The organism is Siculibacillus lacustris, assembly GCF_004328075.1.
Taxonomy (GTDB): Bacteria; Pseudomonadota; Alphaproteobacteria; order Rhizobiales; family Ancalomicrobiaceae; genus Siculibacillus; species Siculibacillus lacustris.
Genome location: NZ_SJFN01000004.1, coordinates 139,061 through 157,875, shown reverse-complemented (window position 1 = coordinate 157,875; position 18,815 = coordinate 139,061). Strand labels below are relative to the sequence as shown.

Genomic DNA, 18,815 nt, shown 5'->3' with positions numbered 1-18,815 from the left:
CGTCGGCGTCCCCCCGGTTGCGACGGCGTCGTCGCGGCCCGGACCATCCGCCGATTCGACGGGCACGCCGAAGAGCGGCGCCGAAGGGAAGATCGATCCGCCGTGGCTCCCAAGGACAAGACCCCCCCGCCCAACGAACCGTTCAAGCAGGCGCTCGCCGCCTGCATCCGGGCGATCGCGCGGGTCCCCGATCTCGAGGTCGCCTTCGGCATCGACCGCGCCGCGCTGACCGGCCACACCGCCCGTCTGCCCGAGCCCAGCCGCAAGATGACCCGCGAAGAGGCGTCGATCCTGCGCGGCCAGGCCGATTCGATGGCGCTGCGCCTCGCCGCCCACGACGAAGCGGTCCATCGCACCTATCGCCCCGAGGGCCAGGAGGCCCGCGCCGTCTACGAGGCGGTCGAACAGGCCCGCTGCGAATCGATCGGCGCCCGCCGCATGGACGGGGTCCGCGCCAATCTCGCCTCGATGCTCGAGGACCGCTATCGCCGCACCCAGATCTCGGCCGAGGTCGCCGACCGCGGCGACGCGCCGATCGCCGACGCCCTCGCCCTGATCGTCCGCGAGCGCCTGACCGGCATGGCCCCGCCCCCCGCCGCCGCCCGCATCGCCGACGCCTGGCGCGACCACATCGAGGAGAAGACCGCCGGCCGTCTGGAGCGCCTGGAGGGGGCGATCGGCGATCAGCGCGCCTTCTCCCATCTGGTGCGCGACATCCTCGCTTCCCTCGACATGGCCGACGAATACGGCGAGGAGCCCGAGGACGAGAACGCCGATCAGGACGGCGACGACGCCAAGGGCGAAGACCAGGACGCCCCCGGCGAGCCCGACACCCAGGACGGCTCCGATCGCGCCGAAGCCTCGGCCTCCGAGACCGCCGGCGAGGACGACGAGAAGGGCGACGTCGAGAGCTCCGAAGGCTATGCCGACGAGGTCGCCGAGGACGCGGCGGAAGCCGAGGCCGCGGCCGATGCCCGCCGCCCCGACCGGCCGCTGTCCAACCGCCCGCCGATCGACGACTACAAGGTCTGGACCACCCGTTTCGACGAGGTCGTCCACGCCGAGGGCCTGTGCGACGTGGCCGAGCTCGACCGCCTGCGCGCCTATCTCGACAAGCAACTGGCGCCGCTCCAGGGCGCCGTGGCGCGGCTCGCCAACCGCCTGCAGCGCAAGCTGATGGCCCAGCAGAACCGCTCGTGGATGTTCGATCTCGAGGAGGGCGTGCTCGACACCGCCCGGCTGACCCGGGTTGTGATCGATCCGATGGCGCCCCTGTCGTTCAAGCGCGAGCGCGACATCGATTTCCGCGACACCATCGTCACGCTGCTGATCGACAATTCCGGCTCGATGCGCGGCCGCCCGATCACCGTCGCGGCGACCTGCGTCGACATCCTCGCCCGCACGCTCGAGCGCTGCGGCGTCAAGGTCGAGATCCTCGGCTTCACCACCCGCGCCTGGAAGGGCGGGCAGTCGCGCGAGGCCTGGCTCCAGGCCGGCAAGCCGCCGACCCCCGGCCGCCTCAACGACCTGCGCCACATCGTCTACAAGGCGGCCGACGCGCCCTGGCGGCGGTCGCGGCGCAACCTCGGCCTGATGATGCGCGAGGGCCTGCTCAAGGAGAACATCGACGGCGAGGCCCTCGACTGGGCCCACATGCGCCTGCTCGCCCGCTCCGAGAGCCGACGCATCCTGATGATGATCTCCGACGGCGCCCCGGTCGACGATTCCACCCTGTCGGTCAATCCCGGCAACTATCTCGAACGCCACCTGCGCCGGGTGATCGAGGACATCGAGACCCGTTCGCCGGTCGAGCTGATCGCCATCGGCATCGGCCACGACGTCACCCGCTACTACAAGCGCGCCGTGACCATCGTCGACGCCGAGGAACTGGCCGGTGCCATGACCGACCAGCTCGCCGCGCTGTTCGACGAGAACGCCCGGATCGACCCCCGCGCCGCCGCCAAGGCCGCCGCCGGCCGCCCCCGCCGCGCCTGAGCCGTCGCTCGGTGCGGCTGGCCGCGGGGGGAAAAGCGTCGGCGATTAACGCTTCGATAAGGTTACCCGATCCACAAAGGAGGCCGGGGAGCACTGGCTCCCGGCGCGGACGGGCGACCGCCCTGGCCCGTCGAAGTGGCGACTGAACGGAGGAACTCCCGATGCCGGTGCAACGCACGACCCTCGGCGGCCTGGCCGTCCTCGGCCTGGCGGCGCAGATCGCCGGCCTCGCGCCGTCGTCCGCCGCCGAGACCACCCTGGACGCGACCTATGCCGCGACCCTCGGCGGCTTCCCGATCGCCTCCGGCACCCTGGCCTTCGCGGTCGCGCCGAACGGTGAGTATCGCGCCACCGTCGACGCCCAGATCCGCGGCCTCGCGGCGATCATCGCCAATCGCTCGGCGCTGGCCACCGCCTCCGGTCGCGCCTCCGGCACCCAGATCGCCTCCAAGGGCTATTCGGTGGCGATCGAAGGCGGGCCCCAGTCCAATCACGTCGAGATGAGCTTCGCCGGCGGCGCGGTCGCCCAGCTCTCCGCCACCGAGTTGCACTTTCCCGGCTGGGATCGCCGCGTACCGCTGCTGCCCGAGCACAAGCGCAACGTCATCGATCCCCTCGCCGCCTTCGTCGTCGCCGTGCCGCCCGGCCGTGACCCGATGGCCACCGCCAACTGCGACCACACCGCCCGGGTCTTCGACGGCCGCGTCCGCTACGACCTGCGGATGGTCTACGGCGCCCGCATGGAGGTCCAGGGCAAGGAGGGCTACGCCGGCCCGGCGCTGGTCTGCGCGGTCAACTACAAGGCGATCGCCGGCTACCGGCCGCTGTCGCCGGAGGAAGAGAAGTTCGAGCGCAATCTCGAATTCTCGATCTGGTTCGTGCCGCTCGCCGGTACCCAGATGCTGGTGCCCTACAAGATCGTGGTCGGCACGCCCTTCGGCCTGCTCCAGGTCTATGCCTATCGCTTCGAGGCCAAGGGCAGCCGCAGCGCCGACGGCGGCACCGCCGCGACCGAGACCACCGGCTCGATCCCCGCCCCGACGCCCTGATACGAAGACGCCGCGGGCCCGGGGGCTCGCGGCGCGAGGGTCGTCGCAGTCGGGACGGTCGTTCAGGCCGCCGCGGAGCGGTCGGCGATCGGCCACAACACGTTCATCAAGAGCCGATAGGGCACCAGGAACAGCGCGGCGAAGCCGAGCTTGACGGTGAAGTCGGCGATCGCCCAGCTGATCCAGCGCGGCGCCTCCGCGGCCATCAGGCCGAACAGCGGCGCGGTCTCGCCGGCGAAGGCGTCCGCCGCCCCGAGCACCTGGAACAGGCTCGCGAAGGCCAGCGAGAAGAACACCGCCGTATCGGTCGCCGAGCCGAGCAGCGAGCCGACGAACGGCGCCTTCCACCACCCGACCGCCCGCCGCAGACGGTCGAACACCGTCACGTCGAGGAGCTGGCCGATCAGGAAGGCCGAGGCCGAGGCCACCGCGATGCGCGGGCCGGCCAGCGCCATCGACAGCACGATCGCCACCGCGAAACCGGCCACCACCACCCGCCGCGCCACGCCGACGCCGAAACGCCGGTTGGTCAGGTCGGTGACCAGGAACGCCGCCGGATAGGAGAAGGCGCCCCAGGTCAGGAGATCGGCGAGATCGAGCGAGCCGATCCGCGCCTCGACCGGATACTGGACGAGCACGTTGGAGGCCACCACCACCACCACCATGGCGGTGATCGCCGCGGCGAGTGCCGAACGCGGAGCGCCGCCCGCGAACGAATCGCGGACGGGACCGGTGTTCATCGAACCAGAGGTCGCCACGTCGCTCAGGCCGCCGCGGCGGTGGCGACGAGCTTCTGGGCGATCTGACGCTTGAGCAGACGCGCACGCGGCGACAGCTCGACCTCCGACGCCTTGGTCAGGAACGCGTCGAGGCCGCCACGGTGTTCCACCGAGCGCAGCGCATGCGCCGAGACGCGCAGGCGCACGTTCTGGGCGAGAGCGTCCGAGATCAGCGTCACGGCGACGAGGTTGGGCAGGAAGCGACGCCGAGTCCTGTTGTTGGCGTGGCTGACGTTGTTGCCGGACAGAACTGCCTTGCCGGTCAGTTCGCAGCGCCGAGCCATGGGAAACATCCTTCTGTCTTCCGGGTCCGAAGGGACGCCGGGTGTCCACGTCTCACGAGGTGTCGGAAAAGTCGCTCTCCTATAGTGATCGGGGGCGGGGGCGTCAAGCCGTTCCGCGATCCGACCGGTGTTTCCCGAAGGCCCGACCGCGCAGCACCCCCGCATTCGCCCATTCGGCGCCGTGAAAACGCCGGGATCGCCGCCGACCGTCGTCTCCGGCCCCGTGCGACGGCGCGGCGCCCGCCGGAGAGCCCGATTGTCGCACACCTTCCCCGCCGCGCGCCGCGCCGCGTTCGTTCTCGCCGCTTGCGCCGGCTGCGTCGCGCCGGCCGCCGCCGCGCCGATCGAGACCCGCGCGGCCTATTCGGTGACCCTGCTCGGCCTGCCGCTCGCCCGCGCCGATCTGGTGCTGGTGGTCGAGGGCGGCGCCTATCGCGCCCGCATCGACTGGCGCACCGTCGGCCTCGCCCGCCTGGTCGCCTCGACCCACGGCGAGGTCACCGCCGAAGGCCGCCTCGCCGCCGGCCGACCGGTGCCGCGGCGCTACGGCCTGACCGTGGCGGGCGGGCGCAAGCCCGCCGCCGTCACGCTGACGCTCGCCGACGGCCGCGTCGTCACCGCCGAGGTCGAACCGCCGATCCGGCCGCGGCCCGAGGTGGTGCCGCTGACCGAGGCCCATCGTCGCGGCGTCGTCGACCCCCTCGGCGCCGCCCTGGTGCCCACCGACGGCGCCGGCGCCTGCGCCCGCACCTTGCCGATCTTCGACGGCTGGACCCGCTACGACGTCACCCTGACCGCCAAGCCGGGCCCGGCGACCCGCCCCGACGGCTTCGCCGGCGCGACCGCCACCTGCGCCGTGCGCTGGATCCCGATCGCCGGCCACCGCACCGACCTGCCCAATGTCCGCCGCATGGCCGACAATCGCGACATCGAGCTGACCCTCGGCCGCCTCGACCGGGTCGATCTGTCGATTCCCGTCCAGGCCTCGGCCGCCACGCCCTTCGGCACCGCCGTATTGACCCTCGACAGCCTGACCACAAGCCCCGCCGCACCGGCCACTCCCGCCCGCAGCCGCCGCGGCGAGCGCCGCGACTGACCCCGCGTCCCGTTCCGGCACGCAGGTCTTGACGTTTCAGGGTCGATGCGGCCCATGGCGTCGCGACGGCGATCCACATTTGGATGCGCGGCGCCCGAACCCTACCGTATTCGGTAAGAACGAAACGGGAATCGACGAGGATCGCCGATTCGTCGCCGTCCTGTTCCCGCTGTCGCCTCGCGGTGAACGTCCGTGCCGCCGGCCCGAGCCGCCCCCACCGACGCCCGGCCCTTGCCGCGTTCGCGCCGCAGCGTCGGGCGTCCCGTTCCGACACGAGACCCTTGCGATGGAAGCGCCCAGGTGGATCGCGACGGCCGCCGCCGCTCTTCTCCGCGCGCCGCCCTTGGTGGATCCGGTCCCGGAGCCCCCCGCATCTCGAGAGAACGAACCCAGATCATCGGCCGCGTGCCGATTCGTCGCCGCTGTGTTCCCGGTTTCGCGGAAGAGTGAACGCGCCGACCGCGCGCCGGCGAACGCCACCACCTAAAATTGTGCCGATCTTCCCCGCCGGACGCCGTCCCGGATCGACACGAGATCGTTGCGGCGAAACGGCCGGGCCCCGGCTCGATCGCGGAAAGGACTCGCGAATTCGCCCGCCGCGCCCGCCGACCCCCCACATGCGGTGGGGAACGGAATCGGACTCACGCAACGACAGCGATTCGGACGCCTTTCGTTCGGGACTCGTTCCGGTTGCCGGCGATTTATGAACGATCCGCCGCTGCCGCGGCCCGCCCAGCATTTCGACGCGCATTCGGGATGGCTCTGTGATAGACCTCGCGTTCCCTGTTCCGCGGCCCTCGGGGCCTGCGGCTCGTTCGGGACCATCGAGTGACGCCTCGGACGCCCCCACCATCCGCCGCTGCCGCCCTGCCCGTTCTGCCGCCGCAGATCCGCGCGCGGACGGTCACGGCCGTGCTCGGCCCGACCAACACCGGCAAGACCCACCACGCCATCGAGCGCATGCTCGCCCAGCCGTCCGGGCTGATCGGCCTGCCGCTGCGCCTGCTCGCCCGCGAGGTCTATGGCCGCGTCGTCGCCCGCGCCGGCGCCGACGCCGTCGCGCTGATCACCGGCGAAGAGAAGATCATCCCGCCCGATCCGCGCTATTGGGTCTCGACCGTCGAAGCCATGCCGCGCCGCACCGAGGTCGACTTCGTCGCCATCGACGAGGTGCAACTGGCCGGCGATCTGGAGCGCGGCCATGTCTTCACCGACCGCATCCTCAACCTGCGCGGCCGCCACGAGACCCTGCTGCTCGGTGCGGCGACCGTCCGCGACCTGCTCGAGAAACTGATTCCCGGGATCGGCATCGTCACGCGTCCGCGGATGTCGCAACTCACCTATGCCGGGTCGAAGAAGCTGCTGCGCCTGCCGCCCCGTTCGGCGATCGTCGCCTTCTCGGCGGAAGAGGTCTACGGCATCGCCGAGTTGATCCGCCGCCAGCGCGGCGGCGCCGCGGTGGTGATGGGGGCACTCAGCCCCCGCACCCGCAACGCCCAGGTCGAGCTGTTCCAGTCCGGCGACGTCGACCATCTGGTCGCCACCGATGCCATCGGCATGGGGCTCAACCTCGAGGTCGACCACGTCGCCTTCGCCGGCAGCCGCAAATACGACGGCTATCAATACCGCAATCTCTCGGCCGCCGAGCTCGGCCAGATCGCCGGCCGCGCCGGGCGCCATCTCAAGGACGGCACTTTCGGGGTCACCGGCCGCGTCGATCCCTTCCCCGACGATCTCGTCGAGCAGCTCGAGACCCATCGTTTCCAGCCGCTGCCGCGTCTGCAGTGGCGAAATCCGCGTCTGGAGTTCACGAGCCTCGCGGCGCTGCGTCGCACCCTCGATGCCCCTCCGACCGAGGAAGGCCTGACCCGTGCGCCGCTCGCCGACGACCAGAGCGCGCTCGAACACGCCGCCCGCGACCCCGAGCTCGCCCGCCTCGCCCAGGGCGAGAAACACGTCGCGATGCTCTGGGACGTGTGCCAATTGCCGGATTATCGCAAGATAGCGCCGGCCAATCATGCCGATCTCGTCGCGACCCTCTTTCGCTTCCTCGTCGAAAGAGGCACGATCCCCGACGACTTCATCGCCGCCCGGGTCGCCGAATCCGATCGGGTCGACGGCGACATCGACACCTTGTCGGCGCGGATCGCCCATGTCAGGACGTGGACCTTCGTCGCCAATCGACCAGACTGGTTGACGGACCCCGTCCACTGGCGCGACAAGACACGCGCGATCGAGGATCGTCTGTCCGATGCCCTGCACGAGAGCCTGACACGGCGCTTCGTGGACCGGCGCACTTCCGTCCTCATGAGACGTCTGAGAGAGAACGCGATGATCGAAGCGGAGATCACCACCGGCGGCGACGTCCTCGTAGAGGGACATCGGGTCGGCCACCTGCAGGGGTTCCGGTTCGTCGCCGATCCCACGGCCGAGGGCGAAGACGGCAAGGCGGTGCGAACCGCCGCCGCCAAGTCGCTCGCCGGCGAGATCGAGGCCCGGGCCGATCGCCTGGGGCGCGCGCCCGACGGCGACGTCGTGCTCGCTGCCGACGGCTCGTTGCGCTGGCTCGGCGACACCGTCGCCCGCCTCGCCACCGGCCCCGACCCGCTGCGCCCCGCGGTCCTGCTGCTCGCCGACGAGCAACTGACCGGTCCGGCCCGCGACAAGGTCCAGGCCCGGCTCGATCTGTGGATCGCCACCCAGATCGCCGTGTTGCTCAAGCCCCTGGTCGACCTGCGCGACGCCGCCGACCTCGAAGGGCTCGGCCGCGGCCTCGCCTTCCAACTGGTCGAAGGGCTCGGCGTGCTCGAACGCTCCCAGGTCGCCGAGGAGGTCAAGGCCCTCGACCAGACCATGCGCGCCAGCCTGCGCAAGTACGGCGTCCGCTTCGGCGCCTACCACGTGTTCCTGCCGGTCCTGCTCAAGCCGGCGCCGAGCGGCCTGATCGCCCGTCTGTGGGCGCTGGCCCACGCCGACGTCGACGCCCATGCCGCCGCCGACCTCAATCATCTCTCGGCCTCCGGCCGCACCTCGATCCCGCTCGACAAGACCATCCCCAAGGCGCTCTACCGCATCGCCGGTTTCCGCGTCTGTGGCGAGCGCGCGGTGCGCATCGACATCCTGGAGCGTCTCGCCGACATCATCCGGCCGCTGATCGCCTGGAAGCCGCTCGATCCGAGCGTCTCGCCCCCCGACGGCGCCATCGCCGGCGGCGGTGCCTTCACCGTCACCGTCGCCATGACCTCGCTGCTCGGCTGCTCCGGCGAGGACTTCGCCTCGGTGCTGAAGTCGCTCGGCTACCGCGTCGAGAAGCGCAAGGTGCCCAAGCCGGCGCCGCGTGTCCCGCCGGCCGCGGTGATCGTGCCGGTCGAAGTCGCGGAAGCCGCCGCGAGCGCGGCAGCCGAAGTCTCGGCCGAAGCGACCCCCGCTCCGGCGGAGGCGACCGAGATCGTGGCGAGCGAGCCCGTCGCAACCACCGAGACCGAGGCGCCGGCCGAGACCGTCGCCGCGGAAGCGGCGCCCGAATCGGCCCCGGCCGAAGCCGAGCCGGTGGCCGCCGAAGCCGCGTCGGCCGAAGCTGCTCCGGTGGAAGCCGAGCCGGCCGCGCCCGACGTCGCCGAATCGACCGAAGCCCCCGCCGAGGTCGTCGAAGCCCCCGAGGGCGCCGCGACCTCGGCCGAAACCGCGGACGCGACCGTCGAAGCCGAGGCGGCCACCGAGACCGCTTCCGACGAGGCCGCTCCGGCCGCCGTCGCCGAGCCGGACTTCCTGGAGATCGACGTGTGGCGGCCCGGCCGCTTCGAACGCGGCGACCGCCCCCACGGCCATCGCGGCGGCCATCACGGCGGCGATCGTCATCGCTCCGGCGAGGCCGGCGGCGAACGCCGTCCCGGCGGAGAGCGTCGCGACGCCGCCCCGGTCTCGACCCCCAACGCCGCCAGTCGTCGTGCCCGCGACGCCACCATGCCCGGCCGCCCCGAAGGCGGCGGCGAGGCCCGGCCCGAGGGCGGACGTCCGCGCTTCGCCGAAGGCGGCCGCGGCCGTCCCGAGCGCGCCGGTCCCGGCGACCGGCCGCCGCGCCGCGACGACCGCGACGATCGGCCCCGCGCCGACGACCGCGCCAAGCGCAGCGAGAAGCCGATCGACCCGAACTCGCCCTTCGCCGCCCTGCTCGCTCTCAAGGCCGAGCTGGAATCGAAGGGTCGCCCCGACAAGAAGAAGTGACGCCCCGCCGGGGCGCGGCCCATGGGTCGCGCTCCGGCGCTCGGGGTGACCGGTCCCTCCGTCGCGACGGGAGGCTCGCACGACCGCGGACGACGATTCCGATCGCCAGCGCCTCGACCGCTGGCTGTGGCACGCCCGGGTGGTCAAGACCCGGCCCCTCGCCAAGGCCCTGGTCGAGGCCGGTCGGGTGCGGGTCGATCGCCGCCGTGAGACCCGGCCCGGCGCCGTCCTGCGCCGCGGCGAGACCCTGACCATCACCCTGAACGACCGCGTCCGCGTCCTGCGGGTGCTCGGCTTCGTCGAAAAGCGCGGATCGGCCGAACGCGCCGCCGCCCTGTTCGAGGACCTGAGCCCGTCGCCGCCGCGCCCGTCGTCGGTGCGCGACGCTCCGCCCGACGGGACCGACGCCGGCTGATGTTCATGTTGCAGTGCAGCCGTGTGTGAGACGCAGGCGCCCACCGCGGCCCTCCGTCGAAGTGGTCGAGTCGCCGCGCTTGCGCTCGCTGCCGACCTCGGATAACCGGAACCGGAGCGATCTTCGCCGTCCCCGCCCCGGGGGACGCCCGCACCGACCCCGGCAGGCCGGTCGCAAGACGAGAGGACTACGACATGACCTATGTGGTCACCGACAACTGCATCAAGTGCAAGTATACCGATTGCGTCGAAGTCTGTCCGGTCGACTGCTTCTATGAAGGCGAGAACATGCTCGTCATTCATCCCGACGAATGCATCGACTGCGGCGTCTGCGAACCGGAGTGCCCGGCCGAGGCGATCCGTCCCGACACCGAGGACGGCCTCGACAAGTGGTTGAAGTTGAACGCGGAATACGCCCAGACCTGGCCCAACCTGACCGCCAAGCGCGATCCGCTGCCCGAGGCCAAGGACTTCGACGGCCAGACCGACAAGCTCACCAAGTTCTTCTCGCCGAAGCCCGGTCAGGGCGACTGATCCGCCCGCCGCAGCAACGCGCCCGGCGCGGGCCTGCCGCCGCGGCGCGCTGCGCGTCACCTTCCGCGACCTGCGGACCGATCGACGGGATCCTCCCGGCGAGGACGCCGCGCGTGCCGTGGTCTACCGCCTTGGAGCTTTGAAATCCTCGTATTTCGTGGTATGTAGATCGTCGCAGTCGAATTCCCCCCCGCTTTCTCCCATGTGGAGTTTCCGAATGATCGCCTCGATCATCGCAGCCTCCCGGCTCGTGTCGACATCTCCGTCGCACTCTCCCGGGCCGAAGGACCACGATGCGATGACGGCGTTCTCCAGTTGGGAAAGCACCTTCCGGACCGACTGAACATTCTCGGGACCGCGCCTTTTCCCACCGAGCTGGCTCGGATCGGGGGGTGGCGCGTCGTTCGACCACGGACGCCGGCGTGATCTGCTCGGCGACCGAATGACGAGACGTCGTTTCTTCGAAGCCCCGTGACGAAGGGCATATCGATCAGGAGTATCGGGCGTATGGCCAACACCCCCCTCAAGAAGACGACCCAGAGCCGCCACGGCTTCAAGTCCGGCGAATATATCGTCTACCCTGCGCATGGTGTCGGCCAGATCACCGGTATCGAAGATCAGGAAATCGCCGGCTACAAGCTCGAGCTCTTCGTCATCTCCTTCGAGAAGGATAAAATGACGCTGCGTGTCCCCGTCTCCAAGATCGCCGTCGTCGGCATGCGCAAGCTGTCCGAGCCGACCGTGGTCAAGAAGGCGCTGGAGACCGTCAAGGGACGGGCCCGGGTCAAGCGCACCATGTGGTCGCGCCGCGCCCAGGAGTACGAGGCCAAGATCAATTCCGGCGATCTCGTCGCCATCGCCGAAGTGGTCCGCGACCTCTACCGCGCCGACACCCAGCCCGAGCAGTCCTATTCCGAGCGCCAGCTCTACGAGGCGGCGCTCGACCGGATGGCGCGGGAAGTCGCCGCGGTCGATCACGTTTCCGAGACCGAAGCGGTGCGTCTGGTGGAGTCCAACCTCCTCAAGAACCCGCGCCGGATCGTCAAGCCCGGCGAGACGGACGTCGATGCCGATGTCCCGGCGGAGGCGGAATTCGTCGAGGAAGACCGCGAAGAAGCCGCCTGATCGCAGGCTTCGCTGCCCCAGTTGCCGAGAGCCCGGAACCCCGTTCCGGGCTCTTTTTTCGTCCGCTCATCGGGTTCGGACGACTCCAGCTGCGAGTGATTTCGATTCGCAAGAGACTGGACGTCTCCCGCGTCTTGGCTTAACTCTGGGGGACGGGCGACGGTCGGACGGCGCCGAGCCCGCGGCGTGACGCCGGTCGGGAACCCGAACCGGGGTTGCGTCGTTGATGTGGGCGAGGCTCGCGGAGCCGCCCCGTCGCACCGCGGTCGCCGGCTGAGAGACGACACCATGGCCAACGAGCCCAGTGAACGTCGCCGCCTGGTTCGGGCTGCGATGGCCGCTCCCTATCTCGAGCGGGACGAGGAACGTGATCTCGCCGAGCGTTGGCGTCAGCACCACGACGAGGTCGCGCTGCATCGCCTGACCGCCTCGCACATGCGTCTGGTGATCGCCATCGCCGCCAAGTTCCGCCGCTTCGGCCTGTCGCCCGCCGACCTGATCCAGGAGGGCCACGTCGGCCTGCTCGAGGCTGCCGCCCGCTTCGAGCCGGAGCGCGAGGTGCGGTTCTCGACCTATGCCGCATGGTGGATCCGCGCGGCGATCCAGGACTACGTGCTGCGCAACTGGTCGATCGTCCGCGGCGGCACCTCGTCGGCCCAGAAGGCGCTGTTCTTCAACCTCCGCCGCCTGCGCGCCCGCCTGCTCCAGGAGCACGGCGCCGAGGACGAGCAGACGGTGCTCGCCGAGATCGCTGAGACCCTCCACGTGTCGGTCGCCGACGTCCAGCTGATGACCGCCCGCCTGTCCGGCCCCGATTCGTCGCTCAACGCCCCCCTCCACGAGGAGGACGGCAGCGGCGAGCGCCAGGACGTGCTGGTCAGCGACGCCCCGGCGATCGACGACACGGTGACCGGCTTCATCGACGGCGAACGCCGCCACAACTGGCTCGTCGAAGCCCTGCGCGTCCTCGACGACCGCGAATTGCGGATCGTCCGCGAGCGCCGGCTCGAGGACGAGAGCGAGACCCTCGAGGCGATCGGCGCCCGCCTCGGCATCTCCAAGGAACGCGTCCGCCAGATCGAGGCGCGGGCGCTGGAGAAGCTGCGCTCGGCCCTGCTCGCCCGCAACGACCGCACCGCCTACGTCTGATCGCGCTCCGGCATCGCGGCGGGATCGATCATCGGCCGCTCCGCGCCGAACCACAGCAGTGACCGCGACAGATCGACGAAGCGGCGCTCGTCCGCCATCACCTCGGCCAGGGCGGTGCGCCCCGCGGCCGTTTCGCGGACCGAACGGTAGTCGTCGAGGCTCGTCCACCACAGCTCCCCCATCCCGTCGAAGGTGAAGGGCAGGCAGCCGCGCGTGGTCTGCAGCGTCTCCTGGACCGCCGCGTCGACGAGCGGCGCGGTCTGGACGTAGCGGACGATCCGCAGTGCCGCCGCATGGGAACGGACCAGGGGGCCGTGGACCTCCCGCCAGTGGCGGTCGAACGCCGCGGCGGTGAGATCTGGTAGACGCGTCGCCAACATCGTGAGTTTCAGCATGACGGTTCCTTTCCCGTGAACCGCCGCGACGATACCCTCTGACACTCGTGTCAGGGTCAAGGGGCCGAGTCGTGCGGATCGGGGAACTGTCGCGTCTGAGCGGCGTCAGCGTCCGGATGCTGCGCTGGTACGAGCGTTGCGGCCTGCTGGCGCCGCACCGCACGTCGACCGGCTACCGGATCTACCGGCCGGACGACCTCGAGACCGTCGCCCACGTCGTCGAACTCAACGCCGCCGGGCTGACGCTCGCCACCATCCGCCGGATCCTGCCCTGCACCGCCGCGAAGGACGCGGCGCCCTGCCCGCAGCTCCGTGCCGAGATTCGTGACCGCCTCGCCGAAATCGAGCGACGGATCGGCGCCCTCGCCGCCAGTCGCCGGAGGTTGCGCGCCGTCCTCGACGGCCCCGAACCCGCCACGCCCGAGGTCGCGCCGTCGGCGCGAGCGGCGGGCCGAGGGGCGCTCAGTTCTCCGAGACGATCTTGACGGCTTTGCCGACCTCGACCGGATCGCTGGCCCCGAGCCCGTTGAGCACCCGGAACAGGTCGACCTTGCGGTCGATTCCCGACATCTGCTCGGCCAGTTTCTCGGCCGTGTCGCCGGGCTTGACCCGCACGATGCGCAGGTGCAGCGGCCGGAGCCGCGCCGAATCCTCGGGCGCCAGGCGATGGAAGCTCTGCATCGTCTCGGCCAAAGTCGCGTCGAGCGATCCGGCCGGATCCTGCGCCGCGAAGATGAAGCGGAACACCGTGTTGGCCTTGCGCACCACGCCGATCTGGAAGGTCCAGCCGTCGGCCCGCGCCGTCGCGGTGGCGGCCGGCAGATCGCCGAGGGTGGTGGCCCGCACCGATTCGGCGATCAGTCCGTTGACCCAGCCCGACGACAGATAGTCGGCGAGCGCCGTGTCGGAGGGCACCGCGACGCCGTCGAAGCGCATCGCCGTGCCGAGCGTGTCGGTCGCCAACACCGCCTTGGTGGTGTTCTCCAGGGCATAGCCGGCCGGCACGGTGAACTGGATGCCCAGCCCCTTGTGCAGGAACGACCGGCCGCGCACGAAGCCTTCGGACGGATCGTCGCCGAACACCATGCCGTCGAGGCCGGAGAGATACTGGTCCTTCTCCTGCTCGCCGATGCCCGGCGCGCCGATCTCGCGCGCCGCCCGCACCGCGAAGGAGATCCGCTCCGGCGTCGAGGGATGCGACGACAGGAAGTCGGGGTTCTTGGCGACGCCGCCGCGCGAACTGCGATAGTCGGCGAAGCGCGCCATCGACGACAGGAAGCGCGACGCCGCGAAGGGATCGAACCCGGCCCGCGCCAGGGTCCTGACCCCGATCGCGTCGGCCTCGAGCTCCTGGACCTGACTGAAGCGCGCCAGCGACAGCTGCGTCGACACCAGCGCCAGACGCTGGGCGTCCTGATCCTGCATGACGTTGGCCACCACCCGGGTCACTTCCGAGGCGGCTTCCGCCCGCCGCGCCCGCGCCACCGCGTGGCGCGCCGTGACATGGGCCATCTCGTGGGCGATCACCGCCGCCACTTCCGACGTGTCGTCGGCGAGCGCCAGGAGGCCGCGGGTCACGTAGAGATTGCCCGAGGGCAGCGCGAAGGCGTTGACCGCCGGCGAATTGAGAATGGTGATGCGATAGGCCTGCGAGGGATCGTCGGAGGCCGCGACGATCCGCCCCACCGCCCGCGCCACCGCCTGCGCCGCCCGCGGATCGTCGTAGACGCCGCCGTAGCCGGCGACGATGCGATCGTGCTCGGGATCGGCCGACGGCGAGGTCAGGCTGCTCTGGATCGATCCGGAGCCACGCGACACCAGCGGATCCGACTGGCCGATCGAGCCGCAGCCGGCGAGCATCGCCACCGCCGCCGCCGTCGCCAGCGCGCGCATCGCCGCGCCCGCCCGGGCCCGCCGCCTCGTCCTGCCGCCGATCGTCGAAGACCTCACACCTACCTCGTCACCAGTTCGATCTCTTCGGGGACTTCGACGGTGATCCGCGGTGCGCCGCGCCCGTCGACGACGCCGCGCACCCGCACCCGCCGACCCCGCGCCGAAGCCGCGTCGAAACCGCGCACCTTCAGCCTTTCGAGGTCCTTATCGTTCAACACCACGGCGAAGTCACGTCGGAAGTCCGGCCCGAAATTGAGAAACGTCCGCCCGCCCGAATGGCCGATCGAAACCACGCGTCCCTCGACGACCGCATAGGATCCGACGATTGCGGCGAGATCGGTATCGTCGGCCGCCCGCACCGCGAAGAACGCCGCGCCCCAGGCGCCGCGCCGCGCCGCGATCGCCTCGCCCTCGGGGCCGAGCAGGGCTGCCGCGCAAGGTCGGTCGTCGCGCCCCGGCACCACCCGGAGCCAACCGGCGGCGACCAGATCGGCCTCGATCCACCGCCCCTCGGCTTCGTCGAGGAGATGGCCGCGGCGGCGGCCGTGGCGATCCTCGCCGAGATCGATCAGGCCGATCTCGCGGCCCTCCACCGCCTCGGCCAGCGCCGCCCGCGCCCCCGTCACCGCCGCGGCGATCGCCGCCACCGACGGACCGGCCGCGCCCCCTGCCCCGGGCGGCGTCAGGGGCGGTCGCGGCGCCTCGACCGAGGCGAGCCGTACCCGCCGTCCGTCGACCAGCACCACCTCGTCGCCGCTCGGCGTGTGATCGACCCACACCGGCTCGATGGTCCCGACCACGCAGGGCTCGGCCCGGGCCGCCGGGGCCATCGCAACGGCCGCGGCCGCGGCGATCGCCAGGGCCGTCGCCCCGCGGCACAGGCGCGCCACCGATGCCGGTGGGGCCGCGAGCCCCGGGCCCGCCGCTCCGCCGCCACCTCCCCTCCACCATCGTCTGCCACCGGGTTCCGCCATTGTCCCCGTCCCGCCACGACTGCAGGGCTTCGCCCGTCGACCGTCGTCGCTCGCCGCCTGCTGCACGCCGCCGGAAAACATGCTATGCGAGCCGGCGTCGCCGCGACCACTGCGCGGCGACGCCGGAATCGACGATGTCCCGGTAGCTCAGCAGGATAGAGCAACGGTTTCCTAAACCGTAGGTCATGGGTTCGAATCCCGTCCGGGACACCATCGCGCGTTCAATTTTTGGCGGTTTCCAGCCCTTTTCCTATTTTTATATTTTCCTCACCCACCAAATCACCCACCACCCTGTATTGGGTTGGGGCGAACAATGGCGGACTGAGCAGGCCGGAGCCCGGAAATATTCCGCGCGCACCTACCCCGATTCCACGACGGGATCGACCAGTCCCGCTTGCCGCGAAGCGAGACTAATTCGAGCGTTGCAGAAAACTGCGGAAGCCATCGATGCGTTTGATGCTGCCGGATTGGATGGCGAACAGATTGCGGCGCTGCGCCGGGCCAGGTCTCCCGCCCCCCAGGGGACCCAAAGGGGGACCCCACCTCGGTCACCCGTTCGACTATGTAGAACGTGCGCTTGGTGGTGGTGAAATCCCTTTCTCTGCTGGTGCAGCAGCTATCGCCGCGGAACAAGAATCCCGACTCATTCGTTCCCAATTCAAAGCTTTCCCCCGATAGTTGCGCCCTTGCGCCGCGCTGTCCCTCACGGTGCTGTTTCAGTCGGATATCATCACCCCGAACACTGAATCGGGAGGCCTTAATCGGGAGGCCTTCTCGTGAACCTGCGTACACTCCTCGAAAAGTACCGCCTGAACTCTGCCTCGGAGCGTGAGAAGGGCACCTATTTCGAGCGACTGGTCGAAGTTTGGCTCGAGAACGCGCCGACCCAGAAGTCACAGTTCAGCCGAGTCCTCACCTTCGCCGATGGGACGAAGGAAAACCGCGCCGACCAACGCGACACGGGGAGTGACCTCGTTGCGCAACTCGCCGACAGCCCCGAAGACCGGTGTGCGGTCCAATGCAAGTTCTACCGAGAAGGTTACCGTATCCAGAATGCCGACATCGACAGCTTCTTCACTGCTTCGGGCAAGCGCCCCTTCGTTCGCCGGTTGATCATCGATACGACCAGTGTCAATGAAGCGAACACGCAGACGAAGCACTGTGAGACCAGATCGTCGAAACGACGAGGGTCGGCCTGAGTGACCTCAAAGACAGCGGCATCGATTGGCTGACCTTTGCCGATATCGACAAGGTCGCACTTCTCGACAAGAAAAAGCCGCGCCCGCACCAGATCGAAGCACTGGCGGCCGTTAAGGCCGGGCTCGCGACCGCGGATCGCGGCAAGATGGTCATGGCCTGCGGTAGGGGCAAAACCTATACCGGCCTCATCGTATCGGAAGCATTGGCTGGCAAGGGCGGGCGCATGCTCTACCTCGTGCCCTCGCTTTCGCTCATGTCGCAGACGATCCGCGAACGGTCGATCGTCAGAGGCGTCGGCGCCGACGGTGTGGCGCGGCGCGACCGCCCGATTCCCCGACGAGGCTTCGCGAGAGCGATGGCCATGACGGAAACTCGGACGAGAGACACCGGCGAAAGGACCGTGACACGGCGAGACGACGAAGAGCTGACCCGGTCGCACGCGCGCCGGATCGAGTTCGGTGAGGTGACGGCCGACCGGCGCTGCCCGTCACCGGCTGCGGCGATCGGTCCCGACGTCCAGGGGTGTCGACGGTCTGCCGGAGCCCCGCGTCGATCAGCGGATCGATGTCTGGCTCGAATACATCGAGGGGTCTTCGACCGGCCCCTCCTTCATCCACACCGTACGCAATGGCATCGGCTGTTGCGGGGCCAACCGACGATCCGGTGTCGTCAGCTGATTCGTCAGCCAATCGCGGCACTCGCCCTTCGCCAGATCGTTGATCCGCGTCTCGATCTCCGCTTCGTCGGCCACCCCCTGGATCGCCGCGCCCACCCGGACGATGTTCTCGGCCAAACAATCGAAGACGATGCGCTGTTTCCGGTAGCTCAGCACATTGACGCGCGCGTCGCGTCGGATCAGCGCATCGAACTCGCCACCGGAGGCGACCGCCCCGCGCAGCAGCATCCATTCGATGCGCTCGCGCACCTTGAGGATCGCCTCGTTGCCGTGAGCCTGGTAGAGCGACTGGACGAACAGCGTGGAGCTGCGGTTCTTTCCAAGCAACTCGGAAGTCTCGAACAGTCTTTCATAGACATCGTCGGCCGCACGATCGATCACGAGACGCAGATCGCTCATCGACACGCGCCCTTTGTTGGTGCCGTTCTGCAGTGCCTTGATCGCCACGTCGACCCGCTCGAGGATCATCACACGAAGCCGTTCCGGCGTCCAGTTTTCGCCGACGAAGGAGGCGAAGCGATCGAGCCGTGCGCGCTTGTAGGCATCGTCGACGGCGAGGGCGATCGCGTGTTGTGAGATGTCGCCTTCGCCGCTCGCCTTCTCCTTCTTCTCACCGGCCTTGAGGGCCTCGATGATCGAGGCGACGAGAGTGGCGTCGTCGCGATCGGCGTCCTTGGACCGGGTCTCGCCGATCTGATCGCGATCGTCGGTCGACCCGACCGAGCCGAGGTCGGCGGCCGGGGTGATCGATTTCAGCACCGCGGTCTGGCGCGCCGACGCCGGAGCGAGGGCGGCGAGCGAGCGGTTGCGCGCGTCGTCCGATGACGTCGTGGAGTTGCCGTCGCCCGACTTCCCGGACCGCCCATGGTTGCCCGTGGGGTGCTCGCGCGAGGCGCCATGCACGCCGGCGGCGACCAACACGCCCAGCAGGAAGCCACCGACGGCGGCACCGACCTTGTTGCCGGCCGCCACCGGGGCCGGCTCGAAGGTCAATCCGGCGGCCAGGAAGGCCGAGCCGACGGCGATCG

At 70.1% G+C, this 18,815-nt stretch carries 15 protein-coding genes, 1 tRNA gene and 2 pseudogenes; 12 read left to right on the top strand and 6 right to left on the bottom strand.

The genetic code is table 11. The annotated features are described in order from the left end of the window. Nucleotides 1-102: 102 nt before the first annotated feature. Both cobT and EYW49_RS04315 read left to right on the top strand, forming a co-directional pair. Nucleotides 103-1,995 (top strand): cobaltochelatase subunit CobT, encoded by a 1,893-nt coding sequence (gene cobT, locus EYW49_RS04320; RefSeq protein ID WP_131306559.1) that lies wholly within the window; start codon nucleotides 103-105, stop codon nucleotides 1,993-1,995. Nucleotides 1,996-2,156: 161 nt separating this feature from the next. Then, nucleotides 2,157-3,044, top strand: a complete 888-nt coding sequence (locus EYW49_RS04315; RefSeq protein WP_131306557.1) for a DUF3108 domain-containing protein — start codon at nucleotides 2,157-2,159, stop codon at nucleotides 3,042-3,044. 62 nt (nucleotides 3,045-3,106) lie between these two features. Here EYW49_RS04315 and EYW49_RS04310 read toward each other — a convergent pair whose 3' ends face one another. Continuing rightward, nucleotides 3,107-3,709: a VUT family protein gene (locus EYW49_RS04310; protein WP_131306669.1), complete on the bottom strand. Its 603-nt coding sequence runs from the start codon at nucleotides 3,707-3,709 to the stop codon at nucleotides 3,107-3,109. Between the two features lie 98 nt (nucleotides 3,710-3,807). Then, nucleotides 3,808-4,107 (bottom strand): 50S ribosomal protein L28, encoded by a 300-nt coding sequence (gene rpmB, locus EYW49_RS04305; RefSeq protein ID WP_131306555.1) that lies wholly within the window; start codon nucleotides 4,105-4,107, stop codon nucleotides 3,808-3,810. A 256-nt stretch (nucleotides 4,108-4,363) separates the two neighbouring features. On the opposite strand from rpmB, the gene EYW49_RS04300 reads away from it, so the two are divergent. From EYW49_RS04300 to EYW49_RS04275, 6 genes and pseudogenes are all read left to right on the top strand, one after another. Next, nucleotides 4,364-5,203: a DUF3108 domain-containing protein gene (locus tag EYW49_RS04300; protein WP_165498125.1), complete on the top strand. Its 840-nt coding sequence runs from the start codon at nucleotides 4,364-4,366 to the stop codon at nucleotides 5,201-5,203. Between the two features lie 912 nt (nucleotides 5,204-6,115). Further along, nucleotides 6,116-9,427: a helicase-related protein gene (locus tag EYW49_RS04295; RefSeq protein ID WP_228259468.1), complete on the top strand. Its 3,312-nt coding sequence runs from the start codon at nucleotides 6,116-6,118 to the stop codon at nucleotides 9,425-9,427. Nucleotides 9,428-9,545: 118 nt separating this feature from the next. Continuing rightward, a pseudogene (locus tag EYW49_RS04290) lies at nucleotides 9,546-9,842 on the top strand (S4 domain-containing protein); the annotation flags it as partial. A gap of 194 nt (nucleotides 9,843-10,036) precedes the next feature. Continuing rightward, on the top strand, nucleotides 10,037-10,375 hold the full coding sequence (gene fdxA, locus EYW49_RS04285; RefSeq protein ID WP_131306549.1) for a ferredoxin FdxA: 339 nt from the start codon (nucleotides 10,037-10,039) through the stop codon (nucleotides 10,373-10,375). 507 nt (nucleotides 10,376-10,882) lie between these two features. Next, entirely contained in the window at nucleotides 10,883-11,500 is a 618-nt protein-coding gene (locus EYW49_RS04280; protein ID WP_131306547.1) for a CarD family transcriptional regulator, read from the top strand. A gap of 288 nt (nucleotides 11,501-11,788) precedes the next feature. After that, complete coding sequence (locus EYW49_RS04275; RefSeq protein WP_131306545.1) at nucleotides 11,789-12,649, top strand: RNA polymerase factor sigma-32; 861 nt, start codon at nucleotides 11,789-11,791, stop codon at nucleotides 12,647-12,649. Here EYW49_RS04275 and EYW49_RS04270 read toward each other — a convergent pair. Further along, entirely contained in the window at nucleotides 12,640-13,044 is a 405-nt protein-coding gene (locus EYW49_RS04270; RefSeq protein WP_131306543.1) for an EthD domain-containing protein, read from the bottom strand. The two genes, EYW49_RS04275 and EYW49_RS04270, sit on opposite strands and share 10 nt — an antisense overlap. Nucleotides 13,045-13,115: 71 nt before the next feature. Between EYW49_RS04270 and EYW49_RS04265 the strand changes: the two genes are divergently transcribed. Continuing rightward, nucleotides 13,116-13,529, top strand: a complete 414-nt coding sequence (locus EYW49_RS04265; RefSeq protein WP_131306541.1) for a MerR family transcriptional regulator — start codon at nucleotides 13,116-13,118, stop codon at nucleotides 13,527-13,529. Here the strand turns inward: EYW49_RS04265 and EYW49_RS04260 are convergent. Further along, a complete protein-coding gene (locus tag EYW49_RS04260; protein WP_131306539.1) occupies nucleotides 13,507-14,937 on the bottom strand; it encodes a M48 family metalloprotease in 1,431 nt (476 codons plus the stop codon). The genes EYW49_RS04265 and EYW49_RS04260 overlap by 23 nt on opposite strands. A 59-nt stretch (nucleotides 14,938-14,996) precedes the next feature. Next, on the bottom strand, nucleotides 14,997-15,737 hold the full coding sequence (locus tag EYW49_RS04255) for a thermonuclease family protein (protein WP_131306537.1): 741 nt from the start codon (nucleotides 15,735-15,737) through the stop codon (nucleotides 14,997-14,999). Nucleotides 15,738-16,047: 310 nt separating this feature from the next. Here EYW49_RS04255 and EYW49_RS04250 point away from each other — a divergent pair. The 3 genes and pseudogenes from EYW49_RS04250 to EYW49_RS23705 form a co-directional block, all read left to right on the top strand. Then, nucleotides 16,048-16,124: transfer RNA gene (locus EYW49_RS04250), tRNA-Arg, on the top strand. Between the two features lie 563 nt (nucleotides 16,125-16,687). Next, complete coding sequence (locus EYW49_RS04245; RefSeq protein ID WP_131306535.1) at nucleotides 16,688-17,110, top strand: restriction endonuclease; 423 nt, start codon at nucleotides 16,688-16,690, stop codon at nucleotides 17,108-17,110. Beyond that, nucleotides 17,083-17,373, top strand: a pseudogene (locus EYW49_RS23705) (DEAD/DEAH box helicase family protein); the annotation flags it as partial. The gene EYW49_RS04245 and the pseudogene EYW49_RS23705, both read left to right, overlap by 28 nt. Before the next feature lie 291 nt (nucleotides 17,374-17,664). Here the strand turns inward: EYW49_RS23705 and EYW49_RS23380 are convergent. Continuing rightward, nucleotides 17,665-18,759: a hypothetical protein gene (locus EYW49_RS23380; protein WP_228259466.1), complete on the bottom strand. Its 1,095-nt coding sequence runs from the start codon at nucleotides 18,757-18,759 to the stop codon at nucleotides 17,665-17,667. Nucleotides 18,760-18,815 lie beyond the last annotated feature (56 nt).

Coding starts and splice junctions, on each gene's coding strand:
- EYW49_RS04315 (WP_131306557.1), top strand. CDS start 2,157: ATGCCGGTGCAACGCACGACCCTCGGCGGCCTGGCCGTCCTCGGCCTG.
- EYW49_RS04310 (WP_131306669.1), bottom strand. CDS start 3,709: ATGGTGGTGGTGGTGGTGGCCTCCAACGTGCTCGTCCAGTATCCGGTC.
- rpmB (WP_131306555.1), bottom strand. CDS start 4,107: ATGGCTCGGCGCTGCGAACTGACCGGCAAGGCAGTTCTGTCCGGCAAC.
- fdxA (WP_131306549.1), top strand. CDS start 10,037: ATGACCTATGTGGTCACCGACAACTGCATCAAGTGCAAGTATACCGAT.
- EYW49_RS04280 (WP_131306547.1), top strand. CDS start 10,883: ATGGCCAACACCCCCCTCAAGAAGACGACCCAGAGCCGCCACGGCTTC.
- EYW49_RS04275 (WP_131306545.1), top strand. CDS start 11,789: ATGGCCAACGAGCCCAGTGAACGTCGCCGCCTGGTTCGGGCTGCGATG.
- EYW49_RS04270 (WP_131306543.1), bottom strand. CDS start 13,044: ATGCTGAAACTCACGATGTTGGCGACGCGTCTACCAGATCTCACCGCC.
- EYW49_RS04260 (WP_131306539.1), bottom strand. CDS start 14,937: ATGCGCGCGCTGGCGACGGCGGCGGCGGTGGCGATGCTCGCCGGCTGC.